Source organism: Streptomyces sp. NPDC000880, assembly GCF_053599675.1.
This window is the reverse complement of record NZ_JBSFMS010000140.1, coordinates 1-18,602: the sequence shown is the minus strand read 5'-3', so window position 1 is coordinate 18,602 and position 18,602 is coordinate 1. Positions and strand designations below refer to the sequence as shown.

The window sequence follows — 18,602 nt, the reverse complement described above, 5'->3', positions numbered from 1 at the left end:
CGGGTACGACGTCGTCGACGACCGCGCCCGCGTGCGCCGCGCCATCAGCCTGACCAGGGGGCTCCGGGGGCCGGGGACGCGGCGGACCTGGGTGACCCCACAGGTCAGGGCGGATGTCGGGTTGGTCCGCCGCGACGATTCGGTACGAGCGTCAGCCGAGCCGGGCGACCAGCCCGCGGTACTCGTCCCACAGCTCCTTCGGCGTGTGGTCGCCGAAGGTGTTGAGGTGCTCGGGGATCAGCGCCGCCTCCTCGCGCCAGACCTCCTTGTCGACCTTGAGCAGGAAGTCGAGGTCCTCGTCGGGCAGTTCGAGGCCGTCCGTGTCGAGGGCCTCACGCGTCGGCAGGATGCCGATCGGCGTCTCGACGCCCTCGGCCTTGCCCGCCAGACGCTCCACTATCCACTTGAGCACGCGACTGTTCTCGCCGAAGCCCGGCCAGACGAACTTGCCCGCGTCGTTCTTGCGGAACCAGTTCACGTAGTAGATCTTCGGCAGCTTCGACGCGTCTGCCTTCTGCCCGACCTTGATCCAGTGGGCCATGTAGTCGCCCATGTTGTAGCCGCAGAACGGCAGCATCGCGAACGGGTCGCGGCGCAGCTCGCCGACCTTGCCCTCGGCCGCCGCGGTCTTCTCGGAGGCGACGTTCGCGCCGAGGAAGACACCGTGCTGCCAGTTGAAGGACTCGGTCACCAGCGGTACGGCGCTGGCGCGGCGGCCGCCGAAGAGGATCGCCGAGATCGGCACGCCCTTGGGGTCCTCCCACTCGGGCGCGGCGATCGGGCACTGCGAGGCAGGCACGGTGAAGCGGGCGTTGGGGTGAGCCGCCGGGGTCTCGGACGCGGGCGTCCAGTCGTTGCCCTTCCAGTCCGTGAGGTGGGCCGGGGCCTCCTCGGTCATGCCCTCCCACCAGATGTCGTTGTCGTCGGTGAGCGCGACATTGGTGAAGACGGCGTTGCCCCACAGGGTCTTCATCGCGTTGGCGTTGGTGTGCTCACCGGTGCCGGGCGCGACGCCGAAGAAACCGGCCTCGGGGTTGATCGCGTACAGCCGGCCGTCCTCGCCGAAGCGCATCCAGGCGATGTCGTCGCCGATGGTCTCCACGGTCCAGCCGGAGATGGTGGGCTCCAGCATGGCGAGGTTGGTCTTGCCGCAGGCGCTCGGGAAGGCGGCGGCGACGTACCTGGACTCGCCCTGCGGCGGGGTGAGCTTGAGGATCAGCATGTGCTCGGCGAGCCAGCCCTCGTCGCGCGCCATGACGGACGCGATGCGCAGCGCGTAGCACTTCTTGCCGAGCAGGGCGTTGCCGCCGTAGCCGGATCCGTACGACCAGATCTCGCGGGTCTCGGGGAAGTGCGAGATGTACTTGGTCGTGTTGCAGGGCCAGGGGACGTCCTCCTGGCCCGGCTCCAGCGGGGCGCCGAGGGTGTGCACGGCTTTGACGAAGAAGCCGTCGGAGCCGAGCTCCTCGAGGACGGGCTGTCCCATGCGGGTCATGGTGCGCATGGAGACGGCGACGTAGGCGGAGTCTGTGATCTCGACGCCGATGGCGGACAGCGGCGAGCCCAGCGGCCCCATGCAGAACGGCACCACGTACATGGTCCGGCCGCGCATCGAGCCGCGGAAGACGCCCTCCTCGTCGGCGAAGATGGCCTTCATCTCGGCCGGGGCCTTCCAGTGGTTCGTCGGTCCCGCGTCCTCCTCCTTCTCGGAGCAGATGAAGGTGCGGTCCTCGACGCGGGCGACGTCGCTCGGGTCGGACGCGGCGTAGTAGGAGTTCGGGCGCTTGATCGGGTCCAGCTTTTTGAAGGTGCCCTTGGCGACGAGCTCCTCGCACAGGCGCTCGTACTCGGCTTCTGATCCGTCACACCAGACGACGCTGTCCGGTTCGGTGATTGCTGCGATCTCGTCGACCCAGGAAACGAGCTCCTGGTGGTTGGTGGGGACGGTGCTGGGAGCCGCGATGTCGCGCGCCACGATCGCTCCTAAGTGAGGGGTTCGAAGGTTGTTGCCCCGTGGGGGCTGCGACCCGGATGCTTCGTAGCCCGCTCATCCGGTGCCGACCGCACTCATCTGATCATCGGTGCAGTGTGCGCATATGTCCAGAGGACCTCTCACGTGAGCATCGCCACTCGAGGCTCGATCGCATCCCGAAAGCCGCTCGGGCCGGGCCTTAAAGGGACGCAGCGAGGATGTGCGGAACCATCCGTTACCTACGGTTGCGTAGGTACCATCCTCGTCATGACTGCTGCCGCGCCCGAAGTGACCGAGATAGAGCCAGCCCCCGTGAAACCGAGGCTGCGCGGCTGGCTGCACGCCGGGATGTTTCCCGCCGTCCTGGTCGCGGGACTGGTGCTCACGGCGCTCGCCGACTCCTCCCGGGCCCGGGTGGCCTGCGCGATCTACGTCTTCACCGCGTGCCTGCTCTTCGGCGTGAGCGCGCTCTACCACCGCGGCAACTGGGGCCCGCGCGGCGAAGCCGTGCTGCGCAGGCTCGACCACGCCAATATCTTCCTGATCATCGCGGGCACGTACACCCCGCTGACGATGCTCCTTCTCCCCGATTCTTCCGGCCGTGCACTGCTGTGGGCTGTCTGGGCGGCGGCCGTGGCGGGCATAGCGTTCCGGGTCTTCTGGGTCGGCGCCCCGCGCTGGCTCTACACGCCCTGCTACATCGCGATGGGCTGGGCGGCCGTCTTCTTTCTGCCCGATTTCATGCGCGCCGGCGGGATCGCGGTGCTCGTCTGCGTGATCGTCGGCGGGCTGCTCTACAGCGCGGGCGGCGTGATCTACGGAATGAAGCGACCGAACCCGTCACCGCGGTGGTTCGGCTTCCACGAGGTCTTCCACTCCCTCACCCTCGCGGCGTTCATCGTGCACTACGTGGGCATCTCACTGGTCGCCTACCAGGACTCATGACCCCTCCCCCTCCAGACCTCGGCCGTGGCAGCGATGCCACGGCCATTCTTCTTGGCCGAGAGCATCTTCTGAGGGTTACTGTCATTTGACATCGACTCTCGGGGATTGCCATGTCCCGCCGCCTCGATGCAGGACAATGACGGGCATGGCCGCCACCACGCGTACACCCTCGCGCGTTTTCCTCGCCGAAGCGCAGCCACAGCTTGGACTGCGCGAGCGCAAGAAGCTGAAGACGCGGATCGCGATCCGCCGGGCGACATACCGGCTCATCTCGGAGCAGGGGTACGAGGCGACCACCGTCGAGCAGATCGCGGAGGCCGCGGAGGTCTCCCCGTCCACGGTCTTCCGGTACTTCCCGACCAAGGAAGACATCGTCCTCACCGACGAGTACGACCCGATCAGGGAAGCGGAACTGCGGGCGCGGCCGGCCGACGAGGACCCGCTGGACTCGATCCGGCATGTTATGACACACCGGCTGTCGACCTTCGTCCAGGACGAGCGCGAGGAGCTCATTCAGCGCACCAGGCTGATGGTGGAGGTCCCGGCGATCCGGGCCAGGATGACCGAGACCATGGCCACCACGTCCGAGCTGCTCGTCAACACACTCGCCGACCGCGCCGGCCGGGACCACGACGACCTGGACGTACGGGTCTTCACGGCGGCGGTGCTCGGGGCGCTGCGCGAGGTGATGCTGTACTGGGCGGCGCGGGACCACCAGGACGATCTGGTCGAGCTGGTGGACCGCGCGCTGACGACGATGCGGGGCGGGCTGAAGCTCTGACCCGCCCCGCCCCCTACCTCACCCCGTCCCCTTTGCCGCACGCCACGCCATCCCTGTTCGGGTCGAGCCGCAAGGGGTCGTCCTTCCCGTTCACCTTCAGCCGTCCGTACTCATGCGCCGCCAGCCACGCGCACCGCGCCGCCGTCGTCGCCTTCACCTCCCGTGGGAACACTGTGGGGACACAGACCCCGGCCGCGCCGTAGTGCCGGTCGCAGCCGGCGATCTGCGGGCTCACCGGCGCCGAACTCCGCTTCTTCTGCGCCTTCTTCGGCGCCTTCGCCGGAGCGTCCGCGAAATCGTGGACATGCGCGGAAGGGGCATCGGCTGCCATCGCCGCAGGTCCCCCGAGATGCACCCACTGGGCCACCGACGGGATCCCGTTCGCGTCGACCGCGAAGAGCATGTACCAGCCGGGCGGCGCCATATTGGGGTTGCTGGTGACATTGAGATCGATGTTGTTGCCGTCCACCGTCATCGGCAGATCCAGGAACCGCTGGTTGGGGTCGGAGGAGTGCGTGACCGCGGCCGGGCGGATCAACTCCGCCTTGGCGATGGGCCGGTCAACCGTGATCCGCTGGGTGTCCCCGTACGTCCACTGCCCGTCGATCATCGAAGTGATCTTCGGCCGGGCGCCCTTGAGCAGATACGGCGGCGTATAGACGGACACATTGTGGTTGTACGTGCCGTTGCCCGGGTTGTCGCCCACCGCCATCACCCGCCCGTCCGGCAGCAGAAAGGCCGAGGAGTGGTACGTGCGCGGGATCGGGTCCGTCGCGAGACCCGCCTCGTACGTATTGGTCACCGGGTCGAAGAACGACGCCTCGTACACCGGGTCGGCCCGGTCGTGCAGCCCGCCGCCCGTCTCGAAGACCTTCCCGTCGGGCAGCAGCACGGCCGAGACGAACATCTTGCCCTCGGCGCCGGTCTGCGGCCGCTTGCCCTGCCCCTGGTCGACCTGGCCCTGCGGCAGCAACGGACCGTGTGTATAGACCGGGTTGGGGTCCTTGAGGTCGATGATGTCGGTGAGGCGGTTGGCGGCCGGGTTGGTCTCGTTGTTGCCGCCGCCGATCGTCAGCACCCGCTGGTCCTGGGCAGGCGGCAGCAGCACGCTCGCCGACTCGTCCCGCTGGTCCTTGTTCTGCAGACCGGGCACATCGTTGATGGTGTTGGCGGTGTAGTCGTAGATGGACGCGCCGGAGCCCTGCGTGCCGTTGCCGAAGACATGGCTGCCGGAGTAGAAGAGCCGGCCGTCCTGCATCAGGATCATCGACGGGTACAGACCCCAGTACGACCAGGTCTGGTTGACCTCGTTCACCGGCAACCACTTGTTCTGCGCCGCGGAGAACTTCTCGGCCGTCACATTGCCCGTCGAGTCCTCCTTCAGACCGCCGAAGGAGATGACGTCACCGTTGCCGAGGATCGTCGCCGACGGATACCAGTGGCCGCCGTTCATGTCGTTCGTCTTCGTATACGTCTCGGTCGCCGGGTCGAAGATGTACGAGTCCTTCAGCCCCTGGTAGCCGATCGTGCCGTCGGCCGACGGATAGCCCTTGTTGCCGCTCATCACCAGGACCTTGCCGTCCTGGAGCTGCACATGGCCGGCGCAGAACATGTCCACGGGGGTGGGAACGGTCCGGAAGTTGCCGGTCTTCGGGTCATAGACGGCGGAGGTGAAGGTGCCCGCCTCGAACATCGCCTCGTCGTTGCCGGAGCCCGCGATGACGAGGACCTTCCCGTTGTGCAGAACCACGGAATGCATGGAGCGCACCGGGTTCTGGACCGGCAGGACGTCCCAGCGGCCCTTGGCGCACTCCTCCGGCGTCCCGCTGCAGACGGGGACAGGGGCGGGTACGGTCACTTCCTCCATGACGTAGTCGTCGGTGGTGGCCGAGCCGGTGCCGTACACGGACACGCCCCAGGTGATCCGGTCGGTGCCGGGCGGGACGGCGGGGGTGCGGACCTCGACCCGCTCGTAACCAGCGCTCATCGGGAGGGCCTTGAGGTCTGTCCAGTACTGCCAGCCGCCCGTCACGTCGTGCCGGAAGAGCGTGATGGCGGTGTCGGGGGTGGTGCTCTTGTACCAGAGGGAGAGGTCGTACTGGCTGTCCGGCTTCACCTTGGGCGCGCAGACCGTGTCCTCGGTGATCAGGGCCTTGCGGTCGCCGTCGACCCGGCGGCTCAGCGAGACCTTCATGGCCTTGCTGCCCGAGTGGGCGTCGGCGACGGTCTCGAAGGTGAAGTCGTTGTCGCCCCACCCGGACTTCTCCCAGCAGGCGGGCATGTCGGCAAAGCCGGCGGTCTCGAAGCCCGGATTGGTGATCAGGTTGGGCGGGCCGGCGGAAGCCTGCTGCGGGGCGGATATCAGCAGCCCACCGGTGAGCGCGGCGACGGCGAGCAGCGCGACCCGGCGTCTCCCGCTTTGCGGCGCGGCCCGGCGTCTCCCGTCTTGCAGCGCCGGGCGCGACGCTCCCATGCGGCGCGGCGCGCGGATGCGCGACATCAGCGGCATCCGCGGCTTGGACGCGGGGGTCTCGGGCTCACAGGGCCCGGGCGTAGGTGACTCGGCAGGCATTACACAGTCCTTTCCGTGCAGCTCCCTCGACTGCTGCGGCTGTTGCGGCCGCCTCCCTCGTCTCGGTGGCGCCCACTGCTGCGCGGCAGGTAGACAAGCGCCTCCGTCGCCGCGAACCGCAGGACGAACGTGGTCAGCAGCGCCAGCGTGGTGGCGGGCAGCACCGCCATTTCCATCCGGCTCACGAACAGCGCGATCAGCGGGATGCGCAGCAGCAGATCGGCGTTGGCGAGCAGCGCGAACCGGCCCACCCGGTCCGCCCAGTGCCGGTGCCTGCGGCGGTCCCGGAACAGCAGTACCTCGATGAGGAGGAAGTTCCAGATCACGCCGAACTGGTTGGCGACGATCTCGGCCGGCAGATAGTGCATACCGGCTGTGGCCAGGACATGCAGTCCGAGCAGGTTCGGCAGAAAGCCGGTGAGGCCGATCAGGCCGAAGGCCACCATCCGGGCCGCCGACGATGCCGTACGCAGCGCGACGAGATGCCCGAGGAAGCGCATCCCTTCCTTCGCCGTCGACTTGGACTCGCCGGCGAACCTCTCCTGGAAGACGAACGGCACCTCGGCGACCGTCTCAGGGCGGCAGCGCACCGCCAGCTCCAGCAGGATCTTGTAGCCGAGCGGCTTCAGCGCGTCGGCCGTCACCGCGCTGCGCCGGATCGCGAAGAAGCCGCTCATCGGGTCGCTGATGCCGCGCAGCCTGCGCGGGAAGAGTGCCTTCGTCAGCCAGGTCGCCCCGCGCGAGACGGCGATACGGTAGCCGCCGGCGAGGCCTGCGCGGCTGCCGCCGCGGATGTAGCGGCTGGCGACGACGAGATCGGCGCCGGAACGCTCCCCGGCCGCGACGAGTTCGGGCACGAGCGCGGGCGGGTGCTGGAGGTCGGCATCCATGACGACGATCCAGTCGGAGCCCGCGCCCTTCAGACCTTCGACGACCGCGCCGCCGAGCCCGCCCGTCGGCACGTCGCGGTGGAGTACGGCGACCGGGAACGGGCAGTCCTGCGCGGCGCTGCGGATCACGTCCGGGGTGTCGTCCGTGGAGTCGTCGACGAAGACGACCTCGCAGGGCAGCCGGGACGGCACGGAGTCGGTGAGCTGGTGGAGCAACTCCCGTACGTTCTCGGACTCGTTGAAGGTCGGAATGATGACGGTGACGGCGCCGGGCTCGGCGAGCTGGGCGGCGCTGAGCTCCGGATCGCCGAGTTCCTCGGCGCCCGTACGGGGTGTGGTGGTCATCGCTCGCCTCCGGCGATCCGGCGGATCTCGATCCGGTCCTCGCCGTCGCCGAAGACGGCGACGGGGTTCGAATGTTCAAGTGCCGCCTTGACGTTGGGCAGGTCGACGGCGTCGCGGCGGACGGTCGGCGACGAGACGACATAGTCGAGGTCCCGCCAGCCGCGCGGCATCGTCTTCGTCACCGCGGGGTCGAGATCGGCCTTGTAGAACCAGATCGCGCCGGTGCCGGGCTCGAACCCGTCGTGCACGAGGTCCAGCCAGAGCGCGTCGTCGACCAGGACCCGGGTGGACGCGGGGTCGGCGACCTCGTGTCGCATCCAGGAGGCGGCCGCGCGGTAGGGGGCGTTGGCGTCGACGGTGAGGGCGTCGCGGTTTCCGGCGTACCAGCTCGGCACGACGTATACAGCCGCGGCGAGTGCGAGGAGCCCGGCCACGACGTGGCGGACACCTATCCCGGGCCGTGGGCTCTGACCCGCGGCTCCGTCCCGGACCCCGCGCCTCGAACTCCGGCGGGGCCGGATTCTCCGCCGCAGCACCGCGTGCGCCACGCTCGCCGCGCCGCCCGCCAGCACCAGTGCCAGGAACGGCAGCGCCTGGATGACGTACATGGCGGGCAGATAGCCGGAGGGCCTCATCGCCACGAGCGCGAGGATCGCCACCACCAGCGCCGGTCCGGCGAGCGCGCGTGCCGTGACCGACCAGCGCAGGGTCACCAGCAGCAGGGCCGCGCCGGCGAGTCCGCCGAGCGGCAGCACCCGGTCGTAGTAGAGCCAGGACCTGAAGACGCCGTGCGAGCCGGAGCCCGAATCGAAGATGGAGCCCGAGCCCTCGCGGCCCATCTGGTAGGTGATCCCGTCGATCAGCGACACATGGCCGGGCCCGGGGAACAGCTCATTGTTGAGCAGCGCGAAGAGCGGATACGCGAGCCCGATCAGCGCACATGCCGTGATCGCACCGGTCACCGCGAACTTACGGGTGTCACGGTGGCTGTGCCGCCACATCGTCACCAGCAGCGCGGGCAGCACCACCAGCATCGTCTCTTTGGTGAGCACCGAGGTCGCGGCCGCAAGACCGGCGGCGAAGTGGTGCCACAGATGGCGGCTGGGGGACGCGGCCAGGCAGAACGCCAGCAGCATCCACATCACCGCGATGTTGTCCAGGAAGATCTCGCGCTGCAGGACCACGGAGAGCGGGGAGAGCCCGAAGAGCAGCATCGCCAGCCCGGCGGCCCAGCGCGGCAGGAACAGCCGGCGCGCCAGTACGTACAGCAGCACCGCGCACGCCGCGCTGACCAGCAGCATTGCGAACCGCATCGTAGCCACGGTCATCGTCTCCGGCGCGATGAGCGACGGAATCCAGGTGAGCGCGGCTATCTGGACCCAGCCGAGCGGCGGATGGTCGTACCAGTACGTGTAGTGCGCGAGCCCGTCGCCCTGCTGGACCGCCCAGGCCTGGGCGAGATAGGTGCCTTCGTCGTCGCTGAGGGTCGGGAAGTTCGTGATGTTCCAGCCCTGGACGAGCAGGATCACGGCCAGCAGCCCGAAGCACAGCAGCAGATCGGGCCGCGAGCTGCGAAAGCGTATGACGGGCCGGATATGGACGGGCACCGTCGGCCGGGGCTTGGCGGCAGCGGGCAGAGCGGCGGTGTCAGGCGCCGGAGGCAGAGTTGTGGTCACCGGTGGACGTCCTCTCGGGTCTCGGTGAGATGCGCGCCGACATGACTGGTCAGCTCCCACTCGTTGCGTCCCCGCTGCTCCCGCCAGACGGCGCGCACCGCGGCGCCTGCCAGGAGAACCTGGTAGAAGGGGCCGCCGACGATGAGCTTGAGGTAGTGGACGAAGCGGACGCGAAGGCCGTACTGCTTGCCGAAGTCGTGCAGCCCGACGATCTCGAAGACAAAGGTGACCATGGCCGTGATCAGCGGCAGGAAGGTCACGATGGCGATGCCGACGGGGACATCGAGGAAGAGCGCGATGGCCACGTTGATCGGGATGATCACGCCGGAGTAGGCCTGCAGGAATGGCGTCATCAGGGTGTAGCGGGCGAGCAACCGCTGCCCGAAGGCCGGGAGTTGTTTCCAGTCCTTCTTCCGGTAGACCTGCAGGAAGCCCTGGTTCCAGCGGGTTCGCTGCTTGAGCAGGCTCATCAGCGTGCCGGGGGTCTCCTCGCGGGTGACCATGTCGCTGTCGTACGCGACGACGACCTTCTTGCCGACGGACGAGAGCCGCACACCCAGGTCGCAGTCCTCGGCGAGGCAGTTGGGGTCCCAGCCGTCCGCCTCGCGCAGCACAGTCGTACGGACGAAGACGGTGTTGCCGCCGAGCGGGATGAAGCCCTTCTGTGCGTGCAGATGGAGGCGGCTGCGGAACCAGAAGAAGTACTCCAGGCAGTTGCGCAGGCTGTACCAGCTGGAGTGGAAGTTGATCAGCTGTACGCCGCCCTGGACGACGTCCGCGCCGGTGGAGGTGAAGGCGTGGTCGACATGGGCGAGCAGCTCGGGGTGGACCTGGTCCTCGGCATCGAAGACGCCCACGATGTCGCCGCGGCAGTGCGGCAGCGCGGTGTTGAGGGCCTTGGGCTTGTTCTTCACCTCATGCGTGTCGGTGATGACCCGCACCCGCACCGGATCACGCGCGGCCGAACGCTCGGCAACCGCCGCGGTCTCCGGGTCGTCGTGGCCGACGATCACGATGATCTCGAAGTTGGAGTGGCTGGATTCCAGCAGCCGCTCGACGGTGTGCTCCAGCACGGCCTGCTCATGGCGGGCCGGCAGAAGCAGGGAGAAAGAGAGCCCGACGCCGCCGTCGGGCCGGTCGAACCGGGTCGCCGCGAGTATCTCGGGCGTACGCCAGGCATGCATCTGCCACCACAGCGTGAACGCCGCCATCCAGAACAGCGCCACGGAAATGGCAACAACAAACACCGATATGAGCACCGAAAGGTCCCCCCTTGGACCTGCGCCCCGGCAGCAGGCCCCCCTGGCCGGCGGCACATCTGTGTCAGCCTCTGGTGCGGCACTCCCCAGTGCGCACGGTCGGCTACTCCTCGTGCCGCGACCTTATAGGCGGAACGTTAAGGTCCGGTGCTTGTCTGATAAAAACTGCTGCTGCGCGGTCAATTGGCGAGTTTTCGGGCAAGTGCCGATGCGTCCGCGGTAGGGGCATCACAGACGAAGTGCCTACATACGTACGCAGCGGGGCTGCCGTCCACCAGAGGGCGATCCCTGAGCAGTGGGAACTCCTCGCTGTCCGGTTCACCGACCGCGACCACCGCGCCCGGCGCCTGCGCCAGCAGCGCCGTACGGTGCAACTTCCGTGTCGCCCGCCCGTCCTGAGGGCCGACCACCGCCACCTCGCGCGGCCCGTCCAGCAGCGCCTCCGCGACCGCGAGCCCCCAGCCGATGAAACGCGGGGCCCGTGGCCCGAGCGCCTTCACCACGCCCAACGCGCCCTCTGCGGCGGTGCGATGGGCCTGAGATCCCGTGTGGGCTGCATACGAAAGCAGCGCGCCGGCCGCCGCCGTCCAGCCGGACGGGGTCGCGCTGTCCGTCGGGTCCTGCGGGCGGCGGATCAGCCTCTCGGCGTCGTGCGCGGTGTCGTACAGCGCCCCGCCCTCGGCCACGAACTGGTCGACGACGATGTCCAGCAGAAAGCCGGCGAACTCCAGCCACACGCCTTCACCCGTCACGCCCGCGAGCGCCAGGAAACCCTCCGCGACATTCGCATAGTCCTCCAGCACCCCGGAATTCGCGCCGACTTCGCCGTCCTTGGAGGTACGGGCGAGGCGTGCCCCGCTGTCCATGTGCAGCCGCACCAGCAGATCGGCAGCCTCGGTGGCCCGCTCGATGAGATCCGGCCGTTCGAAGTACGCGCCGACCTCGGCGAGCGCCGCGATCGCGAGGCCGTTCCAGGCGGCGACCACCTTGTCGTCCCGCCCGGGGCGCGCCCTCCGTGCCCGCGCCGCGAGCAGCCGCTCCTTGATCGACGATTCGACCTCCCCGTCCGGGAGCTGGAGGACGGACGCGCCCTCCTCGAACGTCCCCTCCTCCGTCACCCCGAACAGCTCGGCGGCCCGCCGCCCGTCCTCGTCCCCAAGCACCTCGCGCAGCTGCTCCGGCGTCCACACATAGAACGCGCCCTCGACATGCTTGCCCGTACCTCCCCCAGAGCCTTCGGCCTGGGGGTGCCCCCATCCGTCTCCGACGGCACTGTCCGCGTCGAGCGCCGAGGCGAACCCGCCCTCGGCCGTGCGCAGCTCCCGCACCATGAAGTCCGCGGTCTCCAGCGCCACCCGCCGGGCCAGCTCCGAGCCGGTCGCCCGCCACAGATGCGCGTACACCCGGCAGAGCAGGGCGTTGTCGTACAGCATCTTCTCGAAGTGCGGCACCACCCACCCTCGGTCCACGGAGTACCGCGCGAAGCCGCCGCCGAGCTGGTCGTACATCCCCCCGCGGGCCATCGCCCCACACGTTTTCGCAGCCATCTCCAGAGCACCCTCGGCCCCGGTCCGGGCGTAGTGCCGCAGCAGGAACTCGACGACCATCGACGGCGGGAACTTGGGCGCGCCGCCGAAGCCACCGTGCCGCTCGTCGTACTCCCGGGTGAGCCCGAGCAGCGCCTGGGACAGCTCCTCCTCGCCCGGCAGCCCCTCTCCGCCGTAGGCGAGCGAGCGCCCGGCCAGATCCCGGACGATCTTCCCCGCGACCTCGCCGACCTCGTCGCGCCGGTCGGCCCAGGCGGCCGCGACCCCTTCGAGAACCTGCCGGAAGGAGGGCATGCCGTGCCGGGGCTCGGGCGGGAAGTAGGTACCGAAGTAGAAGGGCTCGCCGTCCGCGGTGAGGAAGACGGTCATGGGCCAGCCACCCTGCCCGGTGGCGGCCTGCACGGCCTCCATATAGACGGCGTCGACGTCGGGCCGCTCCTCGCGGTCGACCTTGATGTTGACGAAGTGCTCGTTCAGATACTCCGCGGTCGCCTCGTCCTCGAAGGATTCGTGCGCCATGACGTGGCACCAGTGGCAACTCGAATAGCCGACGCTGAGCAGCACGGGTACCCCGCGCCTGCGGGCCTCGTCGAAGGCCTCGCCCGACCACGGCCACCAGTCGACCGGGTTGTCGGCGTGCTGAAGGAGGTAGGGGGAAGTCTCATGGGCGAGGCGGTTCGGCATGACACCCATCCTCTCTCAGGTGTGGATGATCGTCAGACTCTCTCGCGCTGACGCGCCGCGCGCAGGACACTTGTCGCCGGTGCGAAACCGGAACCCGCGAGGGGACCGGAACCGGAACGGAACCGGAACGGAACCGGAAGGCTCTCAGAGGGGGACCCCTATGCGGGACAGCCATCGGGCGGAAGCCGAGCGGCTGTTGGTACGCGCCGTCGAGGAAGAGGTACGGCGTTCGGGCGGGCGGTCGGACTCGGGCGTGCTGATGGCACGCGCACGGGCCGCCCTGGACAGCATGGCGGCGAATGCGGCCGAGGAGTACGCCGCGTACGAGCAGGCGCTGATGGAGGCGGAGGCAGGGCAGCAGCCGCTGTCCGCGCAGTTCAATCGGCAGAACATCTCAACTCCCGTGCTGGTGACGGCCATTGCCGCGGCCGCGGCGATCGGCGCGGACGTCGCGCTGGGGACGGCGGTGGGCACCGCGCTCGGCGCCGGGGCTGTCGTCGCAGTCGCCGGCGCCGCGGCCACCGTCGCCAAGGTGACGGCCTCGCACTGGCCCGACGCACACCGTAGAGCCGGGGCGCTGGGGCAGCCGGGCGGGACCGAGCAGCTGCGGTTGCAGTGGCTGACCGCGCTGGAGGTGCGGGGCATCCGCCCGTTCCTGGACCAGCAGCGGATGCTGGCCTCCTCCACCCGGACCGCGAAGAAGACCACCGTGGTGCCGCAGCTGCGCGGCGCGGACCGGAGCGCGGCGGCGCGCAGGCGGTCGGTGCTGGAGCAGTCCTTCGGGCATCTGCCGGAGCCGGAGGGGCCGTTCGCGGGCCGCCGGGAGGCGATGACGCAGATCTCGCAGTGGGTGCACGCCGCCCGCGCGTCGACGGAGACCAGGCCGACGGTCGTGGTGCTGTACGGCGTGCCGGGATCGGGGCGCACGACCCTCGCGGTGCGGGCTTCGCACCACCTCAAGGATCAGTTCCGGGGCGCGTGCGTGGTCGATCTGCGCGGCGACAGCGAGCGTCCGCTCTCTACGCGTGATGCGCTGCTGCATCTTCTCAACCGGCTGGGCGCGCCGCGCGAACAGCTGCTGTTCCGGGAGCGTTCGTCGGCCGAGCAGCAGGTGCGGCGGCTGGGCGAGTTGTACCACCAGCATCTGACCGGGCTGCCGGTGACGGTGGTGCTGGACGACGCGAGTGACCCGGCGCAGGTGCGCACCCTGGTGCCGGAGCGTTCGGACAGCCTGGTGCTGGTGACCGCGCGCGAGCGGCTCGACCTGCCGGCGGACATGCCGGCGTGGGTGCACCAGCTGCCGGTCGACGCTCTGGACGCGGCGGGCGCGGAGGAGCTGCTGCGGGCCTCGGCCGAGGAACCGCTGTCCGGTCCGTACGACGCCCAATCGGCCGACGAGGTACGGGAGTTGTGCGGCGGGCTGCCGCTCGCGCTGCATATCGCAGGCTCCTCGCTCGGCCCGCGGACCGCGCATCAGCTGGCGGCCGATCTCGGCGCGTACGGTCCGGTGGACCCGGTCGAGCGGGCGCTGTGGCTGCGCTACACCGACCAGTCCGAGCAGGCGCGGCGGCTGCTGCGCCGGCTCGCGCTGGCCGGGCGGGCGTCACTTGGCGCGGCCGCGGCGGCGGCGCTGCTGGCCACGGACGAGCAGGAGTCGCAGCGTTTGCTCACGGGCCTGGCCGGCGCGGGACTGATCGACCATGTGCGGGCCAGCCGCTACCGGCTGCACGACGTCGTACGGTCCTTCGCCCGGGCCCGTCTCCTCGACGAGGAGGAGGCCGCCGAGCGTACGGCCGCGCAGGAGCGGCTCATCCAGAACTACGCGGACCTGGCCGGGGCGGTGATCCGCATGGTGGACGGCAAGATGTCCACGCGCGCGGGCCAGTTCGGGGCGCACGGCTTCGCCTCGCTGGACGCGGCGCTGCGCTGGCTGGACGACGAGTCGAGCTTCATCACCTCGGCGCTGCGGCACGCGGAGGGCGTCAACCAGCAGACGGTGCTCAATCTGCTGAGCGCGCTGTGCGACTACTGCCTGCTGCGCGGCGACCTGTACCGGCTCGGCGAGATCAGTGAGCTGTCGCAGGCGGTGGACCAGGGCCTGCTGGAACGCTCCGTTCGGTGGCGTACCGGCATCGCGGCCCGGCAGCTCGGCGAGCTCGACAAGGCCCGTACGACACTGTCGTCCGTCGTCGGCCTCTACCGCGAGGCGCAGAACGACTCGGGCACCGCGCTCGCGCTCTGCTCTCTCGGCATCACCCTGCACCACCAGGGCAATCTGACCGAGGCCGCGGCGAAGCTGCACGAGGCGATCGAGCTGCAGTCCTCGGACGAGCAGGCCGAGGACCGGGCGTGGTCGCTGCACGCACTGGCCGCGGTGGAGCGCGACCGGGCCAATCTCGCGGAGGCGCTGACGCTGCTGGCGACGGCGCTGACCCTGCACCGGGAGGGCGAGTCGCTGCACGGCGAGGCGTGGACGCACTTCCAGCTGGGCCAGGTGTGCCTGCGGATGGGCGATGTCGCGCGCGCGGAATCGGAGCTGCGTGCGGCCCTCGATCTGTACGGCCGCACCCGCGACGGACGCGGTGAGGCCTGGGCGCTGACGCAGCTGGCCCGGGCCAGGCTGGTGGACGGCGACCCGGCCCCCGCGGTGGACCAGCTGGGCCAGGCACTGTCCCGCCACCGCGACAACGAGGACGCGCGCGGCGAGGCGTGGACGCTGTACTACCTGGGCCAGGCGCTGGAGGAGCGCGGCGACCGCGACCAGGCGGTACGGGAGCTGGAGCGGGCCCGCACGATGTTCTCCCGGATGCGCGACGTGTACGGCCTGGCCTGCGCCCGCCACCACTCGGGCCGTGTCACCCGGGACCAGCGGGCGGCTCAGACCGGCAACCTGCGCAACTCGGGCTTCGCCCGCCAGCTCCTGGTGGACGCCCGCGCCGACTTCCATCGCATCGGTGTGGCCCACGGCGAGGCATGGACCTGTCTGGAGCTGGCGTTGATCGACGCGGGCAACAACCGCCCGGGGCAGGCGCTGACGCTGTGCGACGAGGCGGCGGCCCTGTTCGCCTCGTACCAGGACGACCGAGGCACCGACTGGGCCAGGTTCCTGCGCTGCACGCTGCTGCCGTACGCGTCGCCGGGCGGCATCGAGGTCGGCACGGTGGTGGCCCAGGAGGAGCTGGCCCAGCTGATGGGGACGACGCACGCTTCGCGCGACGGCAAGCTCGAGGACTGCACGGAGGCACTGGCGGTGATGCTGGAGCGGGGAGTGCACCTGGAGGACGGCTGGCAGGCCTGGCAACTGGGGATGGTGCCGAACCGCCATGCCCGCGAGGTGATGGGCGTCCCGGTGCCTGCCGTGACCTAGCGCCGGGGCCGTCCGGCAGCCGTCCTCGGTCGCCGGACGGGCTTTGCTTTCCGCCCGCCCTGCGGAAATCAGGCACCTCCGGCGATTGAGGTGGGGGTGCCCCCACCCCCACGCCCGCCAGGCGTAGGGGGTGGGGGGCTGGGGCAGAGCCCCCGCGGTACGTCGCCTTACGCGGACGCCGTGCCCGGCTTCCGCTTGCCGTCCGCCGGGGCGGCATCGCCCGCCGGGTCCGGGGCTTCCTCGAAGTTGACCCTGCCCATGTGGCGGTTCATCGACTTCATCAGCAGCCACACACCCACGGCCAGCGCCGCGAAGACGATGAAGCCGAGGAGACCGGGGGTGACCTTGTTGTCGTCGACCTGCTTGGCGAGGGGGACGAGATGCGTCAGTGCGAGGTTTGCGCTTGCGCTCATATCAGGCATTCTCGCGGATGCCCGCGAAGAGGTCGTCCTCGGGGAGGGAGGTATCGACCAGAGATTTGGCGAGCTCGTACTCCTCGGTCGGCCAGACCTTCTTCTGGATCTCCATCGGCACCCGGAACCAGCCGCCGTCCGGGTCGATCTGCGTCGCGTGCGCGATCAGCGCCTTGTCGCGGATCTCGAAGAAGTCCGCGCACGGGACGTACGTGGTCAGGGTGCGCTCAGCGCGCTCGAACTCCTTCCAGCGCTCCAGCCACTCGCCGTACGGGGACTCGACGCCGCGCTCCAACAGCGCCTCGTGCAGCGCGACCGTGCGCGGCCGGTTGAAGCCCTGGTTGTAGTAAAGCTTCTGCGGCTGCCAGACGGGACCGTACTCCAACTCCGGGAACCTCTCGGCGTCCCCCGCACCTTCGAAGGCCACCATCGAGATCTTGTGGGTCATGATGTGGTCGGGGTGGGGGTACCCGCCGTTCTCGTCGTAGGTCGTGACGACCTGCGGACGGAAGGCGCGGATCGACTTCACCAGGCGGCCGGCCGCCGCCTCGACGTCCTCCAGCGCGAAGCAGCCCTCCGGCAGCGGCGGCAGGGGATCGCCCTCGGGCAGGCCGGAGTCGACGAAGCCGAGCCACTCCTGCTTGACGCCGAGGATCTCGCGCGCCTCGTCCATCTCTTTCTTGCGCACTTCGTGGATGTGCTCCTCGATGTACGCGTCCCCCTGGAGCTTCGGGTTGAGGATGGAGCCGCGCTCGCCTCCCGTGCAGGTCACGACCAGCACGTCCACCCCCTCGGACACGTACTTGGCCATGGTGGCCGCGCCCTTGCTCGACTCGTCGTCGGGGTGGGCGTGAACGGCCATCAGTCGCAGCTGCTCAGTCAAGACTCGATCCTCAATGATTCGTCGCGAAATACCGGTGCCGTCCCGCAGGGACGTCGATGTGGGGCGGCGGTCGGGTGGCGGGCGGGCGGCTTCTATAGTGACCGAATCGGGGGACGGAAAATTCCGGCGGCCCGTTCTGGAGAGGATCCATCATGACCGCGGTGCGCGAGCAGCTTCCGGAGGGCCGTTACGGCCGCTCGGCTGACGAGCGCGCCGACCGCCAGCTCAGAATCGTGGGCGCGGGCCTCGGTGTGGTGCTGCTCGGTGTGGTCGGCTGGTTCGGTTACGACTACATCGCCGGGCAGAAGATCAGCGCCGAAGTGATCAAATTCAAGGTCGTCTCGGACACCGAGGTGCAGGCGCATCTGGAGGTGCGCAAGGACGCGGACGCCACCGGCACCTGTACGCTCCGCTCCCGCTCAGTGGACGGCAGTGAGGTGGGCCGTATCGACGTCGTCATAGGCCAGCGGGGCGAGAAGCGGATCGACCAGGTGGTGACGGTGCGCACCACGGCGCGCGCGACCAGCGCCGAGCTGGAGCAGTGCACCGCACGCTGACGGCGCGCCACCGAGGGTCTCGGCTCTGACCTGCACTGATGTAATTCTGATGGCTTTCGTCCTCCCCCTTCCGCCACGAAATTGTTAGGCTCGTGGTTTCGCCCATCCATGAAGGCCCATTCTTCTGGGTAGGGCGATGCTTTGTATTCCCAGTACCTACGAGGAGCACCTGTGACCCAGACCAGCGAGAACGTCACCTGGCTCACCCAGGAGGCGTACAGCCAGCTCAAGGCCGAGCTGGAGTACCTGTCTGGTCCCGCGCGCACCGAGATCGCCACCAAGATCGCGGCAGCGCGTGAGGAGGGCGACCTGCGCGAGAACGGCGGGTACCACGCGGCCAAGGAGGAGCAGGGCAAGCAGGAGCTCCGTGTGCGCCAGCTGACCCAGCTCCTGGAGAACGCCAAGGTCGGCGAGGCCCCGGCGGCGACCGGTGTGGTGGCCCCCGGCATGGTCGTGACCATCGCCTTCGACGGCGACGAGGACGACACGACGACCTTCCTGCTCGCCTCGCGCGAGTACGCAAGCGACGACATCGAGACGTACTCACCGCAGTCCCCGCTGGGCTCGGGCGTGAACGGCAAGAAGGTCGGCGAGGACGCGGAGTACGAGCTGCCCAACGGCAAGAAGGCTTCGGTGAAGATCCTCGAGGCCAAGCCGTACACAGGCTGAGACCCGGCAGACGAATGGGCCGGACCGCGTGTGACGCGGTCC

13 protein-coding genes are annotated in these 18,602 nt (G+C 69.4%); 5 read left to right on the top strand and 8 right to left on the bottom strand.

From position 1 onward, the window contains the following. Positions 1-151: 151 nt before the first annotated feature. Positions 152-1,975: a phosphoenolpyruvate carboxykinase (GTP) gene (locus ACWDO5_RS30705; protein WP_450533702.1), complete on the bottom strand. Its 1,824-nt coding sequence runs from the start codon at positions 1,973-1,975 to the stop codon at positions 152-154. A 264-nt stretch (positions 1,976-2,239) separates the two neighbouring features. Between ACWDO5_RS30705 and trhA the strand changes: the two genes are divergently transcribed. Both trhA and ACWDO5_RS30695 read left to right on the top strand, forming a co-directional pair. Beyond that, entirely contained in the window at positions 2,240-2,917 is a 678-nt protein-coding gene (gene trhA / locus ACWDO5_RS30700; RefSeq protein ID WP_450533701.1) for a PAQR family membrane homeostasis protein TrhA, read from the top strand. 145 nt (positions 2,918-3,062) lie between these two features. Then, positions 3,063-3,698, top strand: a complete 636-nt coding sequence (locus tag ACWDO5_RS30695) for a TetR/AcrR family transcriptional regulator (protein ID WP_450533700.1) — start codon at positions 3,063-3,065, stop codon at positions 3,696-3,698. A 13-nt stretch (positions 3,699-3,711) separates the two neighbouring features. Here the strand turns inward: ACWDO5_RS30695 and ACWDO5_RS30690 are convergent, their stop codons facing one another. From ACWDO5_RS30690 to ACWDO5_RS30670, 5 genes are all read right to left on the bottom strand, one after another. Further along, on the bottom strand, positions 3,712-6,171 hold the full coding sequence (locus ACWDO5_RS30690) for a galactose oxidase-like domain-containing protein (RefSeq protein ID WP_450533704.1): 2,460 nt from the start codon (positions 6,169-6,171) through the stop codon (positions 3,712-3,714). Between the two features lie 98 nt (positions 6,172-6,269). Then, a complete protein-coding gene (locus tag ACWDO5_RS30685) occupies positions 6,270-7,505 on the bottom strand; it encodes a glycosyltransferase (protein WP_450533699.1) in 1,236 nt (411 codons plus the stop codon). After that, positions 7,502-9,181, bottom strand: a complete 1,680-nt coding sequence (locus tag ACWDO5_RS30680) for an ArnT family glycosyltransferase (protein ID WP_450533698.1) — start codon at positions 9,179-9,181, stop codon at positions 7,502-7,504. The genes ACWDO5_RS30685 and ACWDO5_RS30680 overlap by 4 nt, the downstream gene beginning before the upstream one ends. Next, on the bottom strand, positions 9,178-10,392 hold the full coding sequence (locus ACWDO5_RS30675) for a glycosyltransferase (RefSeq protein ID WP_450533703.1): 1,215 nt from the start codon (positions 10,390-10,392) through the stop codon (positions 9,178-9,180). Before ACWDO5_RS30675 ends, ACWDO5_RS30680 begins: the two co-directional genes overlap by 4 nt. Before the next feature lie 227 nt (positions 10,393-10,619). After that, entirely contained in the window at positions 10,620-12,671 is a 2,052-nt protein-coding gene (locus ACWDO5_RS30670; RefSeq protein ID WP_450533697.1) for a thioredoxin domain-containing protein, read from the bottom strand. A 160-nt stretch (positions 12,672-12,831) separates the two neighbouring features. Between ACWDO5_RS30670 and ACWDO5_RS30665 the strand changes: the two genes are divergently transcribed. After that, positions 12,832-16,038: a tetratricopeptide repeat protein gene (locus tag ACWDO5_RS30665; RefSeq protein ID WP_450533696.1), complete on the top strand. Its 3,207-nt coding sequence runs from the start codon at positions 12,832-12,834 to the stop codon at positions 16,036-16,038. Between the two features lie 167 nt (positions 16,039-16,205). Here ACWDO5_RS30665 and ACWDO5_RS30660 read toward each other — a convergent pair whose 3' ends face one another. Beyond that, positions 16,206-16,460, bottom strand: a complete 255-nt coding sequence (locus ACWDO5_RS30660) for a hypothetical protein (RefSeq protein ID WP_450533694.1) — start codon at positions 16,458-16,460, stop codon at positions 16,206-16,208. Continuing rightward, the gene (mca, locus tag ACWDO5_RS30655; protein ID WP_450533693.1) at positions 16,453-17,334 is read right to left on the bottom strand and encodes a mycothiol conjugate amidase Mca; all 882 of its coding nucleotides are present in this window, start codon (positions 17,332-17,334) and stop codon (positions 16,453-16,455) included. The genes ACWDO5_RS30660 and mca overlap by 8 nt, the downstream gene beginning before the upstream one ends. A 152-nt stretch (positions 17,335-17,486) precedes the next feature. On the opposite strand from mca, the gene ACWDO5_RS30650 reads away from it, so the two are divergent. Both ACWDO5_RS30650 and greA read left to right on the top strand, forming a co-directional pair. After that, on the top strand, positions 17,487-17,891 hold the full coding sequence (locus tag ACWDO5_RS30650) for a DUF4307 domain-containing protein (RefSeq protein ID WP_450533692.1): 405 nt from the start codon (positions 17,487-17,489) through the stop codon (positions 17,889-17,891). A gap of 171 nt (positions 17,892-18,062) precedes the next feature. After that, on the top strand, positions 18,063-18,560 hold the full coding sequence (gene greA, locus ACWDO5_RS30645; protein WP_356226719.1) for a transcription elongation factor GreA: 498 nt from the start codon (positions 18,063-18,065) through the stop codon (positions 18,558-18,560). The last annotated feature ends 42 nt before the right edge of the window (positions 18,561-18,602 follow it).

Excerpts from the sequence above, each read along its gene's own strand:
- trhA (WP_450533701.1), top strand. The coding sequence starts at position 2,240 with ATGACTGCTGCCGCGCCCGAAGTGACCGAGATAGAGCCAGCCCCCGTG.
- ACWDO5_RS30695 (WP_450533700.1), top strand. The coding sequence starts at position 3,063 with ATGGCCGCCACCACGCGTACACCCTCGCGCGTTTTCCTCGCCGAAGCG.
- ACWDO5_RS30690 (WP_450533704.1), bottom strand. The coding sequence starts at position 6,171 with ATGGGAGCGTCGCGCCCGGCGCTGCAAGACGGGAGACGCCGGGCCGCG.
- ACWDO5_RS30685 (WP_450533699.1), bottom strand. The coding sequence starts at position 7,505 with ATGACCACCACACCCCGTACGGGCGCCGAGGAACTCGGCGATCCGGAG.
- ACWDO5_RS30675 (WP_450533703.1), bottom strand. The coding sequence starts at position 10,392 with ATGGCGGCGTTCACGCTGTGGTGGCAGATGCATGCCTGGCGTACGCCC.
- ACWDO5_RS30670 (WP_450533697.1), bottom strand. The coding sequence starts at position 12,671 with ATGCCGAACCGCCTCGCCCATGAGACTTCCCCCTACCTCCTTCAGCAC.
- ACWDO5_RS30665 (WP_450533696.1), top strand. The coding sequence starts at position 12,832 with ATGCGGGACAGCCATCGGGCGGAAGCCGAGCGGCTGTTGGTACGCGCC.
- ACWDO5_RS30660 (WP_450533694.1), bottom strand. The coding sequence starts at position 16,460 with ATGCCTGATATGAGCGCAAGCGCAAACCTCGCACTGACGCATCTCGTC.
- ACWDO5_RS30650 (WP_450533692.1), top strand. The coding sequence starts at position 17,487 with ATGACCGCGGTGCGCGAGCAGCTTCCGGAGGGCCGTTACGGCCGCTCG.